This is a genomic window from Klenkia marina, assembly GCF_900101025.1.
GTDB lineage: Bacteria > Actinomycetota > Actinomycetes > Mycobacteriales > Geodermatophilaceae > Klenkia > Klenkia marina.
The window spans coordinates 25,258-45,535 of sequence record NZ_FMUH01000009.1; the positions used below are offsets into that span (position 1 = coordinate 25,258).

Annotated in this window: 22 protein-coding genes; 10 read left to right on the forward strand and 12 right to left on the reverse strand. The window is 74.0% G+C overall.

Annotated elements, in window-relative coordinates; all coding sequences use genetic code 11:
• Positions 1–137 precede the first annotated feature (137 nt).
• The 4 genes from BLP29_RS19845 to BLP29_RS19860 form a co-directional block, all read right to left on the reverse strand.
• A complete protein-coding gene (locus BLP29_RS19845; protein WP_092807838.1) occupies positions 138–755 on the reverse strand; it encodes a phosphatase PAP2 family protein in 618 nt (205 codons plus the stop codon).
• A complete protein-coding gene (locus tag BLP29_RS19850; RefSeq protein WP_133379319.1) occupies positions 752–1,801 on the reverse strand; it encodes an MAB_1171c family putative transporter in 1,050 nt (349 codons plus the stop codon). The genes BLP29_RS19845 and BLP29_RS19850 overlap by 4 nt, the downstream gene beginning before the upstream one ends.
• Positions 1,802–1,815: 14 nt before the next feature.
• Entirely contained in the window at positions 1,816–2,322 is a 507-nt protein-coding gene (locus BLP29_RS19855) for a M78 family metallopeptidase domain-containing protein (RefSeq protein WP_092807842.1), read from the reverse strand.
• Positions 2,323–2,385: 63 nt separating this feature from the next.
• Positions 2,386–2,829 (reverse strand): helix-turn-helix domain-containing protein, encoded by a 444-nt coding sequence (locus tag BLP29_RS19860; RefSeq protein ID WP_207798624.1) that lies wholly within the window; start codon positions 2,827–2,829, stop codon positions 2,386–2,388.
• A gap of 217 nt (positions 2,830–3,046) precedes the next feature.
• Between BLP29_RS19860 and BLP29_RS19865 the strand changes: the two genes are divergently transcribed.
• The 10 genes from BLP29_RS19865 to BLP29_RS19910 all read left to right on the forward strand — a co-directional run bounded on the left by BLP29_RS19865 (position 3,047) and on the right by BLP29_RS19910 (position 12,839).
• Positions 3,047–3,544 (forward strand): hypothetical protein, encoded by a 498-nt coding sequence (locus BLP29_RS19865; RefSeq protein WP_133379321.1) that lies wholly within the window; start codon positions 3,047–3,049, stop codon positions 3,542–3,544.
• The gene (locus BLP29_RS19870; protein WP_092807846.1) at positions 3,544–4,569 is read left to right on the forward strand and encodes a M23 family metallopeptidase; all 1,026 of its coding nucleotides are present in this window, start codon (positions 3,544–3,546) and stop codon (positions 4,567–4,569) included. Before BLP29_RS19865 ends, BLP29_RS19870 begins: the two co-directional genes overlap by 1 nt.
• 130 nt (positions 4,570–4,699) lie before the next feature.
• The gene (locus BLP29_RS19875) at positions 4,700–5,206 is read left to right on the forward strand and encodes a DUF6668 family protein (protein WP_092807848.1); all 507 of its coding nucleotides are present in this window, start codon (positions 4,700–4,702) and stop codon (positions 5,204–5,206) included.
• Complete coding sequence (locus tag BLP29_RS19880; RefSeq protein WP_207798625.1) at positions 5,203–5,511, forward strand: hypothetical protein; 309 nt, start codon at positions 5,203–5,205, stop codon at positions 5,509–5,511. Before BLP29_RS19875 ends, BLP29_RS19880 begins: the two co-directional genes overlap by 4 nt.
• On the forward strand, positions 5,508–6,275 hold the full coding sequence (locus BLP29_RS19885; protein ID WP_133379323.1) for a DUF8175 domain-containg protein: 768 nt from the start codon (positions 5,508–5,510) through the stop codon (positions 6,273–6,275). The genes BLP29_RS19880 and BLP29_RS19885 overlap by 4 nt, the downstream gene beginning before the upstream one ends.
• A complete protein-coding gene (locus tag BLP29_RS21140; RefSeq protein WP_092807854.1) occupies positions 6,275–7,570 on the forward strand; it encodes a TrbL/VirB6 family protein in 1,296 nt (431 codons plus the stop codon). Before BLP29_RS19885 ends, BLP29_RS21140 begins: the two co-directional genes overlap by 1 nt.
• A complete protein-coding gene (locus BLP29_RS19895) occupies positions 7,557–9,059 on the forward strand; it encodes an SCO6880 family protein (RefSeq protein WP_092807856.1) in 1,503 nt (500 codons plus the stop codon). Before BLP29_RS21140 ends, BLP29_RS19895 begins: the two co-directional genes overlap by 14 nt.
• Positions 9,056–10,627 carry a hypothetical protein gene (locus BLP29_RS19900; protein ID WP_207798626.1) on the forward strand — a complete coding sequence of 524 codons (1,572 nt, stop codon included), beginning with the start codon at positions 9,056–9,058 and terminating at the stop codon, positions 10,625–10,627. Before BLP29_RS19895 ends, BLP29_RS19900 begins: the two co-directional genes overlap by 4 nt.
• A complete protein-coding gene (locus tag BLP29_RS19905; protein ID WP_092807858.1) occupies positions 10,624–12,411 on the forward strand; it encodes a type IV secretory system conjugative DNA transfer family protein in 1,788 nt (595 codons plus the stop codon). Before BLP29_RS19900 ends, BLP29_RS19905 begins: the two co-directional genes overlap by 4 nt.
• A complete protein-coding gene (locus BLP29_RS19910) occupies positions 12,408–12,839 on the forward strand; it encodes a DUF4913 domain-containing protein (RefSeq protein WP_092807860.1) in 432 nt (143 codons plus the stop codon). The genes BLP29_RS19905 and BLP29_RS19910 overlap by 4 nt, the downstream gene beginning before the upstream one ends.
• A 10-nt stretch (positions 12,840–12,849) precedes the next feature.
• Here BLP29_RS19910 and BLP29_RS19915 read toward each other — a convergent pair whose 3' ends face one another.
• From BLP29_RS19915 to BLP29_RS21890, 8 genes are all read right to left on the reverse strand, one after another.
• Complete coding sequence (locus BLP29_RS19915) at positions 12,850–13,521, reverse strand: hypothetical protein (protein WP_092807862.1); 672 nt, start codon at positions 13,519–13,521, stop codon at positions 12,850–12,852.
• A gap of 30 nt (positions 13,522–13,551) precedes the next feature.
• A complete protein-coding gene (locus BLP29_RS19920) occupies positions 13,552–15,105 on the reverse strand; it encodes a relaxase/mobilization nuclease domain-containing protein (RefSeq protein ID WP_207798627.1) in 1,554 nt (517 codons plus the stop codon).
• A gap of 8 nt (positions 15,106–15,113) precedes the next feature.
• The gene (gene mobC / locus BLP29_RS19925; RefSeq protein ID WP_092807866.1) at positions 15,114–15,617 is read right to left on the reverse strand and encodes a plasmid mobilization relaxosome protein MobC; all 504 of its coding nucleotides are present in this window, start codon (positions 15,615–15,617) and stop codon (positions 15,114–15,116) included.
• Between the two features lie 567 nt (positions 15,618–16,184).
• Complete coding sequence (locus tag BLP29_RS19930) at positions 16,185–16,757, reverse strand: PIN domain-containing protein (RefSeq protein WP_092807868.1); 573 nt, start codon at positions 16,755–16,757, stop codon at positions 16,185–16,187.
• Positions 16,758–16,814: 57 nt separating this feature from the next.
• Positions 16,815–17,318: a helix-turn-helix domain-containing protein gene (locus BLP29_RS19935; protein ID WP_092807870.1), complete on the reverse strand. Its 504-nt coding sequence runs from the start codon at positions 17,316–17,318 to the stop codon at positions 16,815–16,817.
• A 47-nt stretch (positions 17,319–17,365) separates the two neighbouring features.
• A complete protein-coding gene (locus BLP29_RS19940; RefSeq protein ID WP_092807872.1) occupies positions 17,366–17,701 on the reverse strand; it encodes a hypothetical protein in 336 nt (111 codons plus the stop codon).
• Positions 17,702–17,709: 8 nt separating this feature from the next.
• Positions 17,710–18,207, reverse strand: a complete 498-nt coding sequence (locus BLP29_RS19945) for a hypothetical protein (protein ID WP_092807874.1) — start codon at positions 18,205–18,207, stop codon at positions 17,710–17,712.
• A gap of 302 nt (positions 18,208–18,509) precedes the next feature.
• Positions 18,510–20,192: a ParB/RepB/Spo0J family partition protein gene (locus BLP29_RS21890; RefSeq protein WP_092807876.1), complete on the reverse strand. Its 1,683-nt coding sequence runs from the start codon at positions 20,190–20,192 to the stop codon at positions 18,510–18,512.
• Between the last annotated feature and the right edge of the window lie 86 nt (positions 20,193–20,278).

Consider the following 20,278-nt stretch of genomic DNA (forward strand, 5'->3'; position numbering starts at 1 on the left):
GCCCTCCATACTGGGCAGCGTGTAAGCCCCTGAGCTGCAGCGGAGTGGGGCGGCCTTACATAACGATGGTTATCGGCGGCTTCCAGACCCCGTCGTCATGACCTCCTCGGCCCGACCCTCACCCGTCCTCGTAGGAATCACCGGAACAGGGGGAACAACGTCCCTGCTACGAGGGCGCCCATGGCGCCACCGGCAATGACCTGCGCCCAGGTGTGGGCGTCGAGCACGATGCGGGACCAGGCAACGGCGGCCAGCACGGGCAGCCCGAGGAGTGCCCAGGGCCCGAAGAGGACGACCAGGGTGCCTAGGAAACCGCCGGCGACTGCGGTGTGGATCGAGATCTTCCACCAGTGGCTGACGACGAGGACCACGACGAGCCCGGCCAGCTGGGCCAGCACGAGGGCGATCAGGTCACGGGGCGCATTCACCAGCACGAGCAGGACTGCCGCGACCGCGACGGAGGCGGAGGCGATGAGCAGCGGCACCGCGCGTTGGGTGCGTTCGGCGATGTGGTGGTCGGACCACTTGCCGGCCTTGACCCCCTTGGCGACGTAGGCCAGCGGGATCCCGGTGACCAGCAGGGCTGCGAACCCACCCCAGGCGGCTCCTGCGCCGCTACCGGCGCTGTGGATGGCAACCACCAGCAGCCCCGCAACAGCCAGGATGGCCGGCGCGGTGGTCTCGGTGACGACCCGGGCGACCCTGACTCGCGTCGGGTCGGGTGGGGCGGTGGGCGAATTGGTGGGGGCGCTCACGCGGCGGCTCCTGACGTGGTGGGGGTCGTCCGATTCCCGGCGGTCCGGTAGTCGTCGGCCAGGGCATGGATGAAGCGCCGTTCCTCGGCAGTACTGGGGGTAGCAGGCAGGAGCTCGGAGGCCAGAACACCTCGTGGTGTCTGCCAGGTGGTGCGGCTGACCAGCAGCGCGCGGGCGAGTCCGCTGACCGCGTCCGACTCAGTCGGGATCGGGCCGTGGACATGGGCCCGGGCCAGACCTTCGGCGACCTCGAGCAGACGCCGGTGGTAGCGAATCTCGGCTCGGTGGACGGTGGTCGGCGAGCTGGTCGACAGCGTGATGTCTGGGAAAGCGTGCGCGAGGTCGCGCCACAGCGGGTCCAGGCGGTGGGTGGCGGTGACTGCGGTCCGCCAGCGCTGCACGGCGCGCACGCTGCGGGGGGCGAGGATGCCCAGCGCGATGCCGGAGGAGCCGATCAGCGCCGCGGCGGAGCCCGCGGTGTGGATGGCGGTCGGTTCTGGAACGAGAGTCAGGTCGACCAGGACGTAGAGGAGCCGGCTGGCCGAGTAGATCAGGCCCACTGCGCAGCCCCACCCGATCAGGAGCAGGTTCATCTTCCGGCCGGCGTCGTCGAAGCTCCGGCTGTAGCGGATGACCAGCTGCAGGCTCTCGACCAGGGCGACCGACAGGTAGCCGTGGAAGGCCACCCGGTAGATGACGTCGGCGGCTGTCGCGGGGTCCAGCACGTAGGTCGTGGCCATCACGGCGAGCACCACCGCGGCGGTGAGGACACGGGCAGCGATGGCCCGCGGCTGCGGGCGACCGGTGCGCAGCGAGAGCAGGAGGAGCTGGGTGGCCAGCGCGGCCACCACCAGCAGCATGTGCTCGAAGAGGTCGCCCTGCGCAGAGGGCCCTGAGGCGGCGCCGCTGGTGACCTTCCAGGTACAGGCCAGCGCGATCGCGGCGGTCGAGACCACGAACGCCCCGTTGGTGAAGGTGGCCGACTTCCGCCAGGCGTGCAGCCGGAACGCCGCGGCCGACCACAGCAGGGCCACGACGATGGCCACCACCAGGACCCGGATCAGCGGAGCACCTCCACCAGCCGCCCCAGCTCGCCGTCCTCGGGCGGGTCGTCGGTGCTGGCGCCCAGGCGGGCCAGGCTGGTCCCGAACAGCTCGGCCGCGGCCTCGTGGGCGTCGTCGTACCCGGTCCGCCCCAGAGCCAGCACCCGGCGTGCCAGAGCCGGACTGACGTCTGGGGCCAGGGCTTCCAGGAGTCCGTCGGGGGCGTCCTGCAGCTGCGGGGTGTGCCCGAGGAGCAGGTGGCCGAGCTCGTGGCCGACGATCTGCTCGCGCCGCGACGGCGAGGCCGCGGCGTCGATGAAGAGGTAGTCCGTGGTGCCGCTGGGCAGGAACATGCCCGAGCTCGGGTTGCCGCTGCCGGCGAAGTCCCACGGCACCACTGCGATCGGGCGGCCGCGCCGCTCGGCGAGGCGTCCGACGAAGACGTCGATGTCCCACGGGACCGGCAGCAGCTCCTGGATCGCGCCCAGGGCGGCTCGCACGTCGCGACGGGCCTTGCCCCTCATCGCGTGGTCCTCCCTGCTTCGGTGTCGACCGAGCTTAGAGCGAGCCCATCGGCGCAGCTACAGCTAGCTTTGCTGCTCAGCGCCGGTGGCGCCCTCGTCGGCGAGACCTTCTTGCTGGCGGATGTACTCGACCATGCCGGCCACGCCGGACAGGCCCCCGGCCGAGAGGCCCTTGGCGCGGAGCGCGATCTTGCTGATCGCGGAGTCGCGCATGGTCCCGAGAAGCTCGAGCTGCTCGTCGATCCGGGCGGTGACCTCAGGGTCGAAGAAGTAGTCGACGGGGACCTCGAAGAACCGGGCGATGGCCGCGAGGTGGCGGGCCGAGGGGTTGTTCCGCTTCCCCGTCCGCAGCTGGCTGAGGTAGGCGCCAGACAGGTAGACCCCAGACCCGTTGATCGCGGCGGCCGCATCGTCGTTGGTCCACAGCCCGCCCTCAGGGCGCGGCACGGTGGCGAAGAGGTGGTTGAGCCGACCGGCCAGGTCTGGCATCCCCTCGTTCTGCTTCACCAACCGAAGGTCTCCTCACCGGCCCGTCCGTGACCTTCAGACCATAGCCAGTCCTCCGGCGCAATCGAACGATCCTTGACAGCGAATTAGCCAGCGGCATACGTTCCCGCCGTTAGATTTAGCTATGGTTAAACCGTCGGGTGATCCCCCTACTGCCGCATGTCAGTGGCACGCCCCGCCCCGCACCTGTCCGGCCACCGCGCACTGAGGAGGACCGATGCCCACTCGACCGCACCGCCTGCTCGTGACCGCGGCAGCCGCTGCGGCGTTGCTGGCCGGCTGCAGCGCACCCGAGACCCCGCCGGTGGCGTCGAGCGCGACGCTGCCCACCGGTCCCAACGACGTGCAAGCCGACCTCCCCCCGGCAGCCCCCTCGCCGACCGACGACGCCGCGAGCCAGGCGGCAGCCGAGGCCGCGGCCACCGCCACCATGACGTCCTTCATCCAGGTGCAGCTCGGGGCGACCCAGTGGCTCGCCGAGCTCTCCAAGCACCTGACCGCGGCCGCTCATGAGGCCTACGTCGGGACCGACCCCCTCGAGGTGCCCGCCCGGCAGCTCACCGGCCCAGCTCGCTACGCCGGGTCTACCAGCGCCTACCTGGCCACCGTCACCGTCCCCACCGACGTCGGTGACTACCAGCTGCTGCTGGTCCGCGAGGGTCAGGGAGCCCCGTGGCTGGCCGAGACGCTGACCCCGCCAGAGGGCCTGCGGTGATGTCGGCACTGCAGTGGCGACTAGCCGCTGTCCTCGCGGCTCCGCTGGCCCTCGGCCTGCTTCTGATCGGCGTCCTGGTGCTCGCCGACACCGCCCACCAGCCCGTCGCCAACCCGTGCGGTGCGGCCGGTGGCGTCACCGTCGACCCGGCCGCGGTGCCGGGCGAGGTCGCCGGCTACAGCGGCACCCAGCTGGTCAACGCCGCCCTCATCGTCAACGCCGGCCAGGCCCTGGGCGTGTCGGTCCGAGGCCAGACCATCGGGGTGATGACCGCGATGGGGGAATCGTCGCTGACCGTCATCGACTACGGCGACGCCGCCGGACCGGACTCCCGCGGGCTGTTTCAGCAGCGGGACAACGGGGCGTGGGGGTCCTACGCCGACCGGATGGACCCGACCACCTCGGCCACCAACTTCTTCCGAGCCCTCCTAGCCGTCCCCGGCTGGGAAACCCTGGCGCCGACCATCGCCGCGCACCGCACTCAGCGCAACGCCAACCCCGACCACTACACGCGCTACTGGGACCCGGCCGTGGCCGTGGTCAACTCCCTGGCCGGGGTGCCCGTGGTGCCCGGCAGTGGCGGCGGGGCACTGGCCTGCCAGGCCGACCAACCAGCCAACCTCGGTCTCCCGTCGGGCACCTGGACCCGACCGGCCATCGGCCCGCAGACCTCCGGGTTCGGCATGCGGTGGGGCCGGATGCACAACGGGCTAGACATCGCCCCGCCCTGCGGGGACCCGATCTACGCCGCAGCCGACGGCACCGTCGTGCGGGCCGGCCCATCCTCGGGCTACGGCAACCTCATCGTGGTCGACCACGGCGGCGGCGTCGTCTCCCGCTACGCCCACATGTACCCCGGCGACGTCCTGGTCGCTGTCGGCCAGACCGTCGCCGTCGGCACCCAGATCGGCCGGGTCGGCTCCTACGGCGACTCCACCGGCTGCCACCTGCACTTCGAGATCCAAACCAACGGCGCCTTCACCGACCCCGCCCCGTTCATGACCAGCCGGGGCGTGCCCCTGTGACCGACCTCGGAGGCACCACATGAGCGCACCGACCACCCAGGGACCCACGATCGAGACGACCGCGCCAGCAGTGGCCCCGCCCGGGCCGCACGCGCCACAGCCGGGCCTGCCGCCGGTGAGCGGACCCCGGATGTCGACCTTCCCGGCCTCGACCGGTCACCTCTACGTGGTGGGCGCCCACGGTGGCGCCGGGGAGACCACCATCGCCGCCTGGACCGGCGCCCGGGCCAGCAGCGGCCGCTGGCCGGTGTCGGCTTCCTGGCCACCCGGCGGGCAGCCCCGGCCCGACGGCGGGCAGCTCGACGTCGTCCTGGTGGCCCGCACCCACGCGGCAGGCCTGACCGCCGCCGGCTCCGTGCTGACCCAGTGGGCCTCTGGCCGTCTCCCGGCCAACCGGCTGCACGGCCTGGTCCTCGTACCCGACGCCCCAGGACGGCTGCCCAAGCCGCTGGCCGACCTCGCCCTCGTCGTCGCCGGCGGCGCACCGCGGTCCTGGCTCCTGCCCTGGCTGGACCCGCTGCGCCTGCTCGCTGACCCCAGCGACGCCACCAGCGCGGGGATGAAGCTGCCCCGCCCCGTACTGCGGTTCACCCGTGACCTGCAGGGCCTGTCCGCCACCACCACCCCAACCACGTGAGGACCACCATGTTCACCGCCCTGAGCGCCATCACCTCCACCGCCGCCACCGTGCTGGCCGCCGTCCCCGACCCCGGCACCGGCACCGAGCCCCCCGGCGCCGCCGCGATCCTCACCGTCCTCGGCTGGCTGGCCTGGGCGGTGTTCGCCGCCTGCGTGGCCGGCGTGCTGATCGTCGGCATCAAGCTGGCCCTGGCCTTCCAGCGCGGTGAAGGCGGACAGGCCGTCGGCCAGCTCGGCTGGGTCCTCGGCGGGGCCATCCTCGGCTCCTCCGCGGCCGCCGTCGTCGGGCTGGTCCTGGCATGAGCGACCAGCTGCCACCAGCCGGCGGACCCGACCCGGGTTCAGACCCCAGCCCGTTCACCCGTCCAGGCTTCCTGGCCGCCGCCGGCGTCGCCCTAGTGCTCATCGTCCTGGCGGGGTTCCTGGTCTTCACCGGCGGCGACGACGACGACCGGCAAGCTGACCCGGCACCGACGTCGGGCGCAGGCTCGTCCAGCGCAACCGCCGCCACAGCGACGCCGTCCGCCAGTGACTGCGACCTGCCCGGCGGGGACCAGACGGTCCCCGTGACCGCCCCGGAAACCGAGTGGACTCTGGTCGGCACAGTTGCGGCACCCAGCTCAGACGACGCCGGCCCCGCAGTCATCGACCCGGCCACCGGGGTGCGCAGCTGCTACGCCCAGACACCTACCGGCGCTCTGTTCGCCGCAGCGAACTTCCTCGCCGCTATCACCGACCCGGACGCACTGGTCGCTGCGGTCGAGGAGCTGACCGCCGACGGCCCAGGCCGAAACACTCTCCTGGAGCAGGTACGCACTGACCCGGCATCGGCGATCGGCACCGGGACGCGCTACCAGGTCGCGGGCTTCACCTACCTGTCCGCCCAGGACGACGTGGTCACCGTCAGCCTTGCGATCGCCACCACCGGCGGCATGGCGGGCATCCCGCTGACCGTCGTGCGGGAGGACGGCGACTGGAAAGTCGACATCCCGGCCGACGGCAACGTGTCCGCTCAAGCGCAGCCCATCGCCAGCCTGTCCGGCTATGTCCCCTGGGCAGGCGCTTGATGGCCGATGACGGCACAGGAGGCGGCCTACCCTCCGCCGGCGTCATCCGCGAGGAGTGCGGGACCCTCGACCTTGGCTGTCAGGCCGGGCAGGCGGTCGATGACGCCATCGTCGACCTGGCCGAGAAGATCGTCGCCGCCGTCGGTGACCTGACCACCACGCTGGCCACCTTCTGGATCGACACCCCCTCACCGGACGTCGCAACGTCCTCGGCGGTGTCGTTCGTGCAGGGCACGCTGACCTGGTTCGTGCTGGCCATCGCGGTGCTGTCGGTGCTGGTCGCTGCCCTGAAGATGGCGTGGGAGCGCCGGGCGCAGCCCGGTAGCGACCTCGCCCGGTCCCTGGTGCAGCTGCTGATCGTCTCCGGCGCCGGGCTGACCGGCATCGGGTTGCTCGTCACTGCCGCGGACGCCTCGGCCGCCTGGATCATCGACCGGTCGACCGACGACTTCGGCGCCGACCTCGTCCGGCTGCTCAACCTCACCGACGGCGACGTGGCGGTCCTCGCCGTCATCGTGATCATCGTCGTGGGCCTGATCGCGCTGCTGGCCTCGATCGTGCAGATCGCGCTGCTCATTGTCCGCAACGGGTTCCTGGTCGTGCTCGCCGGCATTCTGCCGCTGTCGGCCGCCGCGACGAACACCGCCGCCGGCCGGCAGTGGTTCGGCAAGGCCTGCTCCTGGCTGCTGGCCTTCATCCTCTACAAGCCCGCCGCGGCCATCGTCTACGCCACCGCGTTCCAGCTGATCGGTGAGAACGCCAGCGACGACCGGCTCACCACCGCCCTCACCGGCCTGGTGCTGATGATCCTGGCGCTGCTCACCCTGCCGGCCCTCATGCGGTTCCTGACCCCGCTGGTCGGCGCCGCAGCCGGCGGCGGGGGCGGCGGGGCGGCCGCGGTCGGCGCGGTGGCCACCGGCGCCATCGCCATGCGGACCGCGAAGGGCGCGACCGGGGCGGCAGCAGCCGGCGGCGGGCGCTCTGCAGGAGCTGGCGCTGCAGGTGCCGGCGGCCCCGCCGGTGCCGGCACCGGCGGGCCCACGGGCCCCGGGGGCGGGCGCGGGCCCGGCGGCAGCGGAGGACCTGCCTCACCACCTCCGCCCACCCGTGGCAGCGCGGCCGGCAGCGCAGGGACCACCGCCGGCTCCGGTGGCGGCGGGGTGGCTACGGCGACCCGAACGGCAGCCGCCACGCAGACGGCGGCCAGGGGCGCCGCCCGCTCGGCCGACGGCGGCAACGACCAGACCAGCAACGACACCAGCGACGACGGAGGGGGACCCAGTGGCAACCGCTGAGGCCACGAGGCCGCACCGCACCTACGGCAACTGGCGACGCCCGACGTCCCCAGGTGTGGGCAACCTGGGCCTGCTGTCCACGGTGCTGCTGTTCGCCGGCTTCCTGGCCGTGATCGTCACCCTGTTCTTCGGCGGGATCATCCCCGCCGTTGCCGTCGCCGCCGTCCTGGGCGTGCTGTTCGCCGGGCTGAACACCCGGGACCGCCACCACCGCACCACCCTGCAGCGCGTCGCCACGCGAGGTGCGTTCCTCCGTTCCCGGATGCGGGGCACCCACCTCTACCGATCCGGGCCGATCGGGTGGACCCCGACCGCCCGGCACACCCTGCCCGGGCTGGCCGCCGGCTCGGAGATCTCCGAGGCCGAGGACGCCTACGGACGCCGGTTCGCCTTGCTGCGACTGCCCTCGCGCAACGACTACGCCGTGACGTTCTCCTGCGAGCCCGACGGCGCCTCCCTCGTCGACGCCGAGCAGGTCGACTCCTGGGTCGCCCACTGGGGCACCTGGCTCGCCGGCCTCGCCGACGAGCCCGGCCTGGTCGGCGCGCAGGTGACGGTGGAGACCGCCCCGGACTTCGGCACCCGGCTGCGCCGGGAGGTCGAGGCCAACCTGGACCCCGACGCCCCCGCCGTCGCCCAGGCGATGCTCCGCGACGTTGTGGAGTCCTACCCCGTCGGATCGGCCTCGGTGCGGGCCTTCGTCACCCTCACCTTCACCGGCACCCTGCGCGGCACCCGCCGCGACCCCGCCGTCATGGCCCGCGACCTGGCCGTGCGCCTGCCCGCACTGTCCGAGGGCCTGCACGCCACCGGCGCCGGAGCAGCCCGGCCCGTCACCGCCCGCGAGCTCGCCGAGCTCGTCCGCACCGCCTACGACCCGGCCGCGGCCCGCGCCTTCGACGCCGCCCGCGCCGCCGGGGACACCGTCGCCGTCGACTGGGCCGACGTCGGCCCCACCGCAGCCCAGGCCGCCTGGGACCACTACCGGCACGACTCCGGGATCTCGGTCACCTGGGGCATGACCGAGGCCCCCCGCGGTGAGGTCCTGGACTCCGTCCTGGCCGCCCTGCTGGCACCGCACCCCGACATCGACCGCAAGCGGGTGGCCCTGCTCTACCGGCCGCTGGCCGCCGGCGCCGCCGCGGACGCCGTCGTGGCCGACGTCAACGCCGCCACCTTCCGGGCCCAGTCCTCCCGCCCGGGCAACGCCCGCGCCGCCACCGACCTGCGCAAGGCCGAGCGCTCCGCCCTCGAGGAAGCCCAGGGCGCCGGCGTCACCAACTTCTCCCTGCTGGTGACCGCCACCGTGGCCACGGCCGCGCAGCTGCCGCTGGCCACCGCCGCCATCGACGCCCTGGCCCCCACCGCCCGGGTCCGGCTGCGCGTGCTGCACGGCTCCCAGGACTCCGCGTTCACCGCCGCCCTGCCCTTGGGCGTCGTCGTCCCCCGACACCTGAGGGTGCCCGCCGAGCTGAGGAACGCCCTGTGACCACCCGACCCACCAAGACGCCCCGCCCCGGCGCACGCGGGTTCGGCGGCCGCGGCCGCGGCGCCGTGGACTACCTGCAGCCAGCTGATGAGTACCGCGGCACCACCGTGCAGGTGTGCGGGCTGTGGCCCTTCTCCGCCGGCACCGGCTCCCCGATGGTCGGGGTACCGCTGGGCCGCAACATGATCTCCGGCGCCACGCTGTGCTGCGACCCGGTGTCGTGGTTCCAGCGCGCCAACTTGATCAGCAACCCCTCCGAATTCGTCCTGGGCCTGCCCGGGCGGGGTAAGAGCTCCCTGGTCCGCAGGCAGGCCCTGGGCCTGCTGGGGTACGGCACCCTGCCCCTGGTCCTGGGCGACCTCAAGCCCGACTACGTCGACCTCATCCGCGCCGTCGGCGGCCAGGTCGTCCCCCTGGGCCCGGGCCGCGGGTCGATCAACGTGCTGGACCCCGGCGAGGCCACCGCCGCGGCCGCACGGCTGTCCGGACGGGCCCGCACCGAGGTCCTCGCCGACGCCCACGCCCGCCGCACCACGATGGTCGCGGCACTGCTCACGATCCTGCGCAGCGCACCGCCGACCGACCGGGAGGAGGCGATCGTCGACCGCGCCCTGGCGGTCCTGGACGAGCGGCACACCGGCGTGCCGGTGCTGCCCGACCTGCTGCAAGTGATCCGCGAGGCCCCCGACGCCGTCCGGGCCGTCGCCATCGACCGCGGCGACCGCACCCGCTACGACGAGCTCACCGAGGGCCTGGAGGCCTCCCTGGTCACCCTGTGCACCGGAGGTCGCCTCGGCACCATGTTCGCCCAGCAGAGCACCGCCCCGATGCGCCGGGACACCCCGGTCGTGTTCGACGTGTCCTCCATCGACGACGGCCAGACCGACCTGCAGGCCGCGGCCTTGCTCGCCTGCTGGTCCACCGGCTTCGGCACCGTCAACGTCGCCAACGCCCTCGCCGACGCCGGCCTCGAACCCCGCCGGCTCTACTTCATCGTCCTGGACGAGCTGTGGCGGGCGCTGCGCGCCGGCCGAGGCATGGTCGACCGCGTCGACGCCCTCACCCGGCTGAACCGGAACAAGGGCGTCGGGCAGGCGATGGTCTCCCACACCATGAGCGACCTGGCCGCCCTCCCCACCGAGGAGGACCGGATGAAGGCCCGCGGGTTCGTCGAGCGCGCCGGCATGGTCATCTGCGGTGGCCTGCCCGCAGCAGAGATGCCGCTGCTGCGCACCGCCGTGCGGGTCTCCCGCGCCGAGGAGGCCATGCTGGCCTCCTGGTCCGACCCGCCGGCCTGGGACCCCGAAACCCTGACCGAGACCGCCCCGCCCGGGCAGGGCAAGTTCCTGGTCAAGGTCGGCGGCCGACCCGGCATCCCCGTCCAGGTCCGCCTGTCCGAAGTTGAGCGGTCCCTGCACGACACCAACAAGCTCTGGCACCAGGTATCGAGGATCGGCCAGGTCTCCGACCTCCCACCGGTCGACGCCGACCCCAGGCTGCACGACCTCGCCCACGACGCCGCTCTCGACCTCGGTGGGGTGGCGGCGGCCGCCGACGTCCCGGCATGAGCGCAGTCGACAAGCCCAGCGGCAGCGGGCTGGCCGGCCTGCTGGCGTTGCTGGGCGGCCTGCTCGTGGTCGGCCTCGGGGTCGGGGCCCTCCGGCTGGCAGCAGCGATCGACGGGGTTCAGCCGCTGCCCCTGCACCCCATCCAGGCCCTCGTCGCGCTCCGGCAGGGCGCGGGCATCCCGCCCTCCACCGTGCCGGTCCTGGGCACCGCGGCCGGGGTCCTCGCGCTGCTGGCCGCGTTAGCCGGCTGGGTGGTGCACCGTCACCGGTCCAGGCGCAGCCGGGTCGACCGGGCCGCGGCGAAGATGGGCCGCGGCCGCGACATCGCCCGCCTGGGCCACCGCGGCGGCACCGACACCTCCCGCCGGCTCGGCGTCGACGGGCCCGGCCTACCGATCGGGCGGGCCGTCGCCGGTGGGCAGCGGCTGTTCTCCTCCTACGAGGACGTCTGCATCGACATCTGGGGACCCCGCACCGGCAAGACCACCTCCCGGGCCATCCCCGTCATCCTGGCCGCCCCCGGCACCGTCATCGCCACCTCCAACAAGCGCGACCTACTCGACGCCACCCGCGACCCCCGCGCCGAACGCGGCCCGGTGTGGGTGTTCGACCCCCAGGGCATCGCCGACACCCAACCCACCTGGTGGTGGAACCCGCTGACCTTCGTCACCGACGAGGTCAAGGCCCGCCAGCTCGCCCGGCTGCTGCATTCGGCGGCACGGGACGCCGGCGCCAAGACCGACGCCTACTTCGACCCCGCCGGCATCGCGCTGCTCGGGAACCTGCTCCTCGCCGCCGCCTGCGGCGGCCGGGACCTGGCCCAGGTCTACCTGTGGCTCACCGACTCCACCGACGACACCCCCGCCCTGCTGCTCGAGCAGGCCGGCTACCGGCTCAATGCCGCCAACGTCCGACAGGTGCTGCGGTTCCAGTACAAGCAGCGCGACGGCATCTACGGCACCGCCGAGATCACCGTGTCCTTCCTGACCTCGCGCGCCGCGACCGCCTGGGTGTGCCCCACCGGCCCCGGCGACCGCCGGCCCCAGCTCGACGTCGCCGACTTCGTCACCAGCGGCGGCACCCTCTACCTGCTGTCCAAGGAGGGTGAGGGCTCCACCGGGCCCCTGGTGACCGCTCTGACCAACGCCCTCACCGAGGCCGCCGAGACCATCGCCCGCGAACTGCCCGGCGGCCGGCTGGCCGTGCCGATGGTCGTCGTCCTGGACGAGGCCGCCAACATCTGCCGCTGGTACAACCTGCCCGACCTCTACTCCCACTACGGGTCCCGCGGCATCCCGGTCTTCACGATCCTGCAGTCCTGGTCCCAGGGTGTCGCCGTGTGGGGGCGCGACGGCATGCGCAAGCTGTGGTCGGCCTCCACCGTGCGCGTCTACGGCGGCGGCGTCGCCGAGACCGACTTCCTCCGCGAGCTGTCCACCCTGGTCGGGCAGTACCGGCGCCCCACCGTCAGCACCTCCACCGCCAAGGGCGGACGCAGCACGTCCCGGTCTCAGACCCACGAGCTCGTCCTGGACATCGACGACCTGGCCGACCTCCCCCGCGGTCGCGCCGTCGTCTTCTCCTCCGGCAACCCGGCCACCCTGATCCGCACCGAGCCGTGGCACACCGGGCCGCACGCGGCCGCCGTGGCCGCATCCCAGGCAGCCCACGACCCCGCAGCGCGCATCGACCGCCCCGCCATCGGGCGGCAGGACCCGCTCCCGGATGTGCCCACGCCTATGCAGCTGCGTGAGGACTGGGCAGGGCCCGGCACCCGACGATGACCGCCGACGTCAACGAGTGGGACGAGGACACCTCTGCCCCCAGCTCGGCCGCGGCTGCGGCCGAGGACGATCCCGAGCTCCTGCCGTTGGCCTACCCGACCCTGGTCGCCTGGGTCGAGGGACTGCTGGCGCCGATGTACCGCCGGGCCGTCGACGGCCGGGCCACCACCTGGTGCCCGGACTGGTGGCGTCACGCCGAGGCCATCACCCGTCTGGAGGCGATCTGGCGGGCCTGGGAGCACCTACGCCTGGACCCGGCCACCGGGATCAGCGTCTGGTTCACCATGCACGCCGACCCGAACATGGCCGTCTTGCTGGACCCCGCGGGCCCCTTCTCTGGCTGCACCCCCTCGCGGGGTCACCGCCCGGACAACCTGGCTGCCCTGCCCACCGCCGCGCCACCGGCAGCCCTCTTCACCGCACTGTGAGCGCTCCCGGTCAGCGTGAGGGGCTCTGCACCTCGACGCCGGCCCCGCGACCCCGCGCACGGCGCCGAGCCTTGGGCGCCGCGGCCGGCCGCTGGGCGGCAGCAGCCACGGGCGTCGGATGCGACTGGGCGGCCAGCGCCCGAGCCTGAGCGACGTCGGCTTCCACGCCCGCGTCCTCCAGGTGCGCAGTCAGGGCCGCGACCCGGGAACCCGCGCCATCGGTCCGGGCTTCGCGGTCGGTCACCGATCGCGCGTCGTCCCGGCCGAGGACGGCCACCGCCGTCGGCACATCCCGCGAGGCGCGGTCCCCGGCCACCGCATCAGCCGGCGAACCGGGGTCGACCCCGAACCGGCGGTCGGCCAGGTCCCGGATCCGGTCCCGCTCGGCGGACATGGCCGGGTCGTCCCAGCTCGCCGCCCGCTGCCATGCCTCGGCGAGCTCGTCGAGGTCAACGCTGTCGCCCCGCCGCACGACGTCCTGCACGCTGCGCAGCGCGAGCTGCCGCTCCACGTCCAGCTGAGCCTGCACCGTCGCGGCCCGGGCGTCGGACTCTCGAGCTGCCTCCCGCAACCTGGCCTCCCGCTGCCGAGCGGCCTGCTCGGCGAGCTGCCCGGCGGCGGTCAGCGCGACCCGCACGGTCGTGGCCACGACCTCGCCGGCGTTGTCCTCGGACTCGCTCATCAGCTGCTCCTGTCCCGATCGGGTGCTGCCTCATCTGGTGGGTGCCTCGCGGTCGCGACCGGCACCCGGGGCCGTCGTCGACGCCCGCCCTGGCAGGCGCGAAGGTGCAGGGGCCGACGGCAGGACAGGGCCGACGGCGCGCACCGGCGCCGACGGGGCCCTGACCGTGACGGCCGCCGGCTCAGGTAGCTGACGGCGGACCTGCTCGAGCTGCGTCCGGACGACGGCCTCGATCTCGGCTGCGCGCCGTAGGTCACCCGCGGCCAGGTGCGCGTCGTGGATGGCCTTCGAGGTGTTGGCCAGCTGCCGGAACAGCGCAGCGGTGGCAACCGGCCCGGCGCCGCCATGGCCGATCGAGGCCAGCAGCAGCGCCGCCCCACGGGCGGTGGGTCCCGAGCTGCGGTACGTGGGCCGACGAACTTGGGCCGAGGCGCCCAGCACCTTGGCCGCCGCAGCCAGCGGGCCCGGGGTGGTCTCCGTCTGCCGGGACCAGGCCGCGAACGCACCGGCAGTCTCCGCCGACACCCGCGTCCAGGTGGCGGTGTCCCCGGGCTGCACGCCGCGCAGGTACTCCCGCAGGTCGCGGACGTCGGCGGTCACCGCAGCCCAGTCGGCGGCGGTGAGCTCCACCAGCTCGCGACCTGGTGCGGCCGGTGGCCGGCCCCTGCCCGCGGCGACCCACTCCGCGGCCGCGGCGCTGGCCGCGGCCGGGCTGTCGGGCCACGCCTCGCGCAGCCGAGGCAGGGTGAGGTCTTGGGCCAGGCGGCCGCCACCGAACCACACCGGCCCGCGGCCGGCGGCCCGGTCGGCCGCGGTGGGCTTCATCGCCACCGAGAACCCGACGACGACGTCGGACGTCCCGGTCGCCAGGCGCGGGCGCACGAGCGCGCCGTCGCCGCGCAGCCGGCGGACGAACTCGGCCTCATCGACCGCGGCGGTCGCTGCGGCCCGGACCTGCCGCTCGAGCAGGACCCGGGCGGGCTCCTCCGCCCCTTCGCGCTTGGCGCGCTGCAGCTCCGCCGGCTTCACACCTCGGGTGCCTCGGTCGAGCTCGCGGGACTGCAGGACGTCCAGGCCGTGCTTGTGCTCGAGCTGGTTGGCCAGCTTCTGCACCCGCCAGAAGTCGTGGCTGACGCGGGCCTTCGTCCCGTCCTCCCGGACCAGGGACACCGCGATGTGGATGTGGTCGTTGCCTCCCTTGGAGGCGCCGTGGTGCACCGCGACCCATCGGCAGGGCGCCCGCCCCTCATCGGCGGTGCCCGCGGCCCCGGAGAAGCCCATGCCGTCGACCAGGTCCTGGGCGATGGCCGCCCACCGCTGGTCACCGATCTGCCCTTCCTCGGGGCGCAGGGACAGCGAGCAGTGCCACACGTCCCCGCCGCCGACCTCGACGCCCAGCGAGGCGCGGGGGTGGTCCAGGGTGCGGCCGACCGCCAGTGCCGCGGCCGGGCTGAGCTCGTCGTCGCTGAACCACGCCATGACCGCTGAGTCCCCGGCCACCAGGTGGGGCTCGGTGTGCTCGTTGGCCCGCCCGGGGCCGGCCAGGTAGGCCAGCAGCCCGCGCATGTTGGACCCGCGGGTCACATTCGGCATCATCGCTGATCGCCCTCGTCGGGCTCGGCCAGCGTGCTGGACCAGTCCGTCTCCGGCGCGCTCTCGGGCGTCGCACCCGCCCGCGCCGCCTCCAGGATCTCCCTGGCCCGGACCGGCTCGGCCAGCGCGTCCACGGCGCCGTCGATCCGGGGCACCAGTCGGCGCACCGCGGCCAGCACCGCGGCCGCGTCGGCGGGGAAGTCCTCGGTCGCGTTCGCGTGCCGGGCGACCTGGTTGACGTTGTTGGACACCGCGGCCAGCAGCCGGCGGACGGCGAAGAGCTCCACGATCGCGTCGCGGCGGGCCGAGGCCGTCTCCCGGTCGCCGGCCAGAGCGGACTCCACCAGCAGCCGCGGCACCGTGACGCCCTGCTGCTCAGCCAGCTGCGCCAGCAGGTCACCCTCGGCCGGGGCCACGTAGACGACGTGCCGGCGAGACCGGCCGCCGGAGAAGTTCGCCCGCCGACGGCGGAACTTGCCGGGCGGCGTCGGCTCGTTGGTCATGCCCTTGCCCTCCCGCTCTCGGCCCAGCGCAGCGACCCCGGAACCAGGGACCCGACACCCGTCAGGGTGCGGCACGTTCCGCCCTCTGTCCAGAGGGCGGAGCGGGTTACAGCACGTAAGTGCATAGCTTGCTCCATCGGCCACTGCTTTGGAGGGCCGCTGACGGACCGCATCGGGAAGGGGCGCACGACGGCCTACCGGCCCGGCTACGCCGGAAGAGAGAAGGACTGGCTGCGCCAGCCAATCGATGTCTGGGCCCTCAGCTTCCCGGCGCCCGTCTCCCCGTCCAGGGACGCCAACCATCTTCGAGCGCGGTCGCTGCGCTCCCTTGTTTCGCTCCAAGATCGTTGGCTCTTCGCCCTGGACAGCGAGCCTCGCGGGCGCCTCACCGGCGCTGGCGCGGGCAGGCGGAACTACACCGCCCGCCCCACCACACCGGGCCCCGACCACCACCCGCGCACCGCACCCCCGCGCACCCACAGACACGGGTCGACGGCTCCGCCGCGGTCGTGGACGCCGCCACCACCATCGGGCGATGACCTATCGCAGCGCTGCTCCGCGTGGGTGTCAGGTGCGCAGCAGGTGCACGGCCGCGCCCATCGCGTACCGGGTGGCCAGGAGCTGCAACACGTCCTCGGTAGTCCACTGCTGGCCGATGCGCCCGGAGCGATCGGCGATGGCCTGCACCGCTCGGCGGGCGGCCGCGGGATCGGCGCTCACGATGGCCAGGGCGAACGCCGCCGGGGGCAGCACCTGCAGGCCCGCCGGTAGCGCTGTGGGCGGGAAGTCCTTCAGGTTGGCCGTCACGATCACCGCCGCGCGGGCGGTGACCGCCGCGGCCGCGACGTGCTCGTCGTCGGGGTCGGGCAGCCCGAACGTGCCCTCCAGCGGCTCCCATTCGGTGACCATGGCGTCACCGAAGCCCATCATCATGATCGCGATCAGTCGGGTGGCGCGCTGGGCGGCGTCGGCCGGGTCGGTGCCGCGGGTGACGAGCTTGGCGGCTTCGTGGAACTCCAGCTCGGCCAGTACCGCCTTGCTCCACACCGGCCGGTAGGTGCCCTCGATGGCCAGGGACAGCAGGAAGTCCCGCTGCAGGCTGGGCCACAGCACCGAGGTGTCGAGCATGGCCGTCAGCACGCCGAGCAGTCTCCCGCCCCTACCCGCGCTTCCTGCGCCGACCGGGGCCGGGGTGCCTCAGCTCGTGGTGGTGGCCCGGCGGCGCGCGGCAACGGCCCGGCGGGCAGTGCGCAGCTGGTCGAGCACCACCTCGGGGTCGTCCTCCTCCGCGGTGGCCAGCGCCTCCAGAGCTGCGTACTGCTGGGTCCGGCGGCGTTCGCGGTAGGCCAGCACGTCGTGCAGCAGGATCCGCCGGCGGTTGCCGGCCCGCTCGAACGGCATCTCCCCGTCCTCAAGCAGCTTGATCACCGTCGGGCGGCTAACACCCAGCAGGTCCGCGGCCTGCTGGGTGGTCAGCGTCTTGGACTGCGGGACCACCGTGACCGCCAGGCCCTGATGCATCGCCTCGATCACCTGCCGCAACGCCCGCAGCGTCTCCAGGGGAACCGGCACCTGCTCCCCCGTACCCGTGACCAGGTATTGCTGGTCAGAGCCGGCTGCAGGCACGGCGAGGGCGTCGTGCAGCGGCCCGACCTCGGCGTCGGGCAGGTAGGTCTGCGGGTGCAGCGGCGTCGCGGCCATGACCCTCCTTTATTCGCAATAATCGTAAGCCGGTTGCGGATAGAGCGCTAGGGGCCTTCTGGTGTGTTCGCGCGTCCAGGACGGAGCCGGTAGTGGATGGAGGAGGGCGCGACCCCGGCGGCGCGGGCGATGTCGGAGACCGGGTGGCCGGCGGCCGCGGCGAGCTTGATCAGGTGGACCCAGCGGGCAGTGGCCGTGGCGAAGGCCCGCCGTCGGTCACCCACGTCGAGGCCCGAGTCGTGGTCGGTGCCGTCGGGTTCGGCGACGGCGTCGGCGACGGCGTCGGCGACCCGGATGCGTGCCGCGCGGCGGACGGCCGCCGCAGCCTGCAGCTCGCGGAGCACGCTGCCGGGGGCCAGCTGGGGTCGGGGCGGGTAGGACACGGGCTCGGTCAGTCCCGGGGTGGCCAGGGCGCTAGCGGGGGCAGCGGGTCGCTGGGGAACCCGTCGCTGTCGATGTCGCGGTGCTCGTGGCTGCCGCCGGCGTGGGAGATCGCGGCGAGCAGCAGCTGCAGGTGACGCCGGTCGAGGCCGGAGGCGACGTCGCCCAGGTCGAGGGGCTGGCCGTCGGCGATCGACGCCGCGGCGCGCAGGATCCGTAGCTGGCCGCTGCTGCCTTCGATCCGGCTGGCGCGCAGGGCTGCGTCGAGGTCGGTCCAGGTGATGGCCGCCCAGCCGACCCCGGGAACCTCGCCGGTGGGGGGTGCGGTGGGGTCCTCGTCGGATTCCACCGCGATGAGGTCGGCGGCGGCCAGGGCGGGCAGCCAGTGGCCGGCGTTGGCCAGCAGGAGGATCGCGGCCTCGGCGGTGTAGTCACCGACCGCGGTGCGCAGCAGCGCCGATTCCAGGTCGACCGGGTCCAGGTCGGCGGCGCGGGGTTCGAAAAGCACGGTCCTGGTCCTCCTCGAGACGGCGGCGCGCGGGTGCTGTGTGCGGGGTGGAGTGTGCCCCTCGGCGGGCGGCACCCGGACTGATGTTCACCCCGTGGGGTGGCCGGCCATGGTCGGCGGCCGGGGTTCGTGTCGTGAGCGCGTCGGACCGTCAGGTCCTCCGGACGCGCAGCGGACGGACCGGCGCGCCAGCGACGGGTGCGCGCGACCCCCACCGCCGGCATGCGAACCCGGACCAGGTGGGTTGTGCTGGTCGGGGTGGGTCCCGCCGGGTGCTGCCGGCTGGACCCACCCCTACCCGATCAGACCTCCTCGCCGCCCCCGCTCCCGGTGCGGTCGGGAACGGGCTGGCCGCAGGCGCGCAGCTCGACATCGGCCAGGGCGTAACCCGATGCCTGCAGGTGGGTCAGGTAGCGACCGGTGGCCGGGCGCAGGGTGCGCCAGTCGTCGCGGCTGGTGCGGGCTTCGTAGGCGGCCAGCACCAGGACCAGGGTCAGCAGCAGAGCCCGGGCGTCCCCGGCTCGCTCGATCAGGTCGACCAGGCCACGGGAGCGGCCGTAGGCGCCGGCCTCGACGCCGAGCAGGTCGGCGGCCAGGTGGTTGCCGCCGATGTCGGCCAGCAGGTCGGCGTCGTGGGCGAGGGCGGCGGCCACGAACATGGCGGTGCCCTTGGGGGCGGTCTTGCGGGTCGCCAGTCCCCGCAGCCAGTCCCGGCGCACGGTCTCAGCGCTCCCCCAGGCCTTGTTGGAGTCGATGACGTCGCGGCGCGCGGCGCGGGCGGCGTCCCGCTGCGTGTCGGTCATGTCGGCGGCCGGTGTGCGGTCGTTGCTGGTGCCGCTGGCCCACAGGTCGCGGTGGCAGTGGGCGGCGGGGTCGGTGCAGACCCAGCGGGCGGCGGGCCAGCTGCGCCAGTCCCGCTCCCCCGGCCCGGGCCGCTCGGCGTCATCCTCGTCGGCGTCCTCACCGTCGTCGTCCTGGCCGTCGTCGCTGTCGGGGGTCGGCTGGCCGTCGGCGTCGACGAGCACCCAGCCGTGCTCCTGCCCGACGTAGGCGGCGTGCCCGGGGCATCCGGCGTGGCTGGTCTCGGTGAACCGGGTGCCTTCGGCGTCGGCCAGGCGGTGCAGCTCGCGCGCGCGGTCCTGGGAGGCCGGTGCGTCGATGACGGTCACCCCGTCGGCGCGCAGCCGGTCGGCGACGACGGTGCGGGCGGCCCGGTCGGTGCGCTCGTCGCGCAACCGTTGCGCGACGTGGTCGAACCGGCCGTCCCGGGCCGCGACGACCAGGGCCGTGACGGCGTCGGGGTCGGCGTCGAAGTCGGCCACGACGGCGGCCTGGGCGAGGTCCAGGAACTCGTAGCGGGCGGTGGCGGCGCGGGCGAGCTGGGAGCTGGTGACGGCCAGCGCGGCGGTTACCTCGGCGCGAGTGGCGCGGGTTCGGCGGGCGATCTGGGTGGGCGCGATCCCGAAGGCGGACAGTTGGCCGATGACGTCGGCGCGCTCGGCGGTGGTCAGCCCGGCGCGGTGCTCGTTCTCCGCCCACTGGGTGACCAGCCGCTCGACCTCGGCGGCATTACTTCCGCCAGGGCCGGCGGCCTCGTCGGCGGCCACGACCACCGGCACCGTCGGGCGCCCGGCGGCGACGGCGGCCAGGGTGCGGCGGTGCCCGAACCGGACCCGCAGCGCCCCGTCGGCGGTGCGCACGGCGACGATCGGGACGAGCACGCCGTGGTCGGCGATGCTGGCGCAGAAGTCGTCGTCCAGGCGGGCGTCGTGGCGGATGTTGACGTCGACGGCGAGGGTGGCCGGGTCGACCTGCACCAGCTCGTGCCCACCGGTGCGGGGCTGCCCGGCCCCTGCGCCGGTCGTTGTCTCGGGCTGGGTGGTGGCGTGCACGGTGGTGGCGGCGGCGGTCCCGGCGCTCACCTCGATGTTCTCGGTAGTCGGCTGGGTCTGGGCGGCGGCGGGGCGGGTGCGGGTGCTGGTCATGGCGGGCTCCTGACGGTGGGGGCTGGTTGGGTGAGGGGGGCGGCGGCCCCCGCATGTCGGGTGCGGGGGACGCCGCCTGCGTGCTG

Excerpts from the sequence above, each read along its gene's own strand:
- BLP29_RS19855 (WP_092807842.1), bottom strand. The coding sequence starts at position 2,322 with ATGAGGGGCAAGGCCCGTCGCGACGTGCGAGCCGCCCTGGGCGCGATC.
- BLP29_RS19865 (WP_133379321.1), top strand. The coding sequence starts at position 3,047 with ATGCCCACTCGACCGCACCGCCTGCTCGTGACCGCGGCAGCCGCTGCG.
- BLP29_RS19870 (WP_092807846.1), top strand. The coding sequence starts at position 3,544 with ATGTCGGCACTGCAGTGGCGACTAGCCGCTGTCCTCGCGGCTCCGCTG.
- BLP29_RS19875 (WP_092807848.1), top strand. The coding sequence starts at position 4,700 with ATGTCGACCTTCCCGGCCTCGACCGGTCACCTCTACGTGGTGGGCGCC.
- BLP29_RS19885 (WP_133379323.1), top strand. The coding sequence starts at position 5,508 with ATGAGCGACCAGCTGCCACCAGCCGGCGGACCCGACCCGGGTTCAGAC.
- BLP29_RS21140 (WP_092807854.1), top strand. The coding sequence starts at position 6,275 with ATGGCCGATGACGGCACAGGAGGCGGCCTACCCTCCGCCGGCGTCATC.
- BLP29_RS19905 (WP_092807858.1), top strand. The coding sequence starts at position 10,624 with ATGAGCGCAGTCGACAAGCCCAGCGGCAGCGGGCTGGCCGGCCTGCTG.
- BLP29_RS19910 (WP_092807860.1), top strand. The coding sequence starts at position 12,408 with ATGACCGCCGACGTCAACGAGTGGGACGAGGACACCTCTGCCCCCAGC.
- BLP29_RS19915 (WP_092807862.1), bottom strand. The coding sequence starts at position 13,521 with ATGAGCGAGTCCGAGGACAACGCCGGCGAGGTCGTGGCCACGACCGTG.
- mobC (WP_092807866.1), bottom strand. The coding sequence starts at position 15,617 with ATGACCAACGAGCCGACGCCGCCCGGCAAGTTCCGCCGTCGGCGGGCG.
- BLP29_RS19935 (WP_092807870.1), bottom strand. The coding sequence starts at position 17,318 with ATGGCCGCGACGCCGCTGCACCCGCAGACCTACCTGCCCGACGCCGAG.
- BLP29_RS21890 (WP_092807876.1), bottom strand. The coding sequence starts at position 20,192 with ATGACCAGCACCCGCACCCGCCCCGCCGCCGCCCAGACCCAGCCGACT.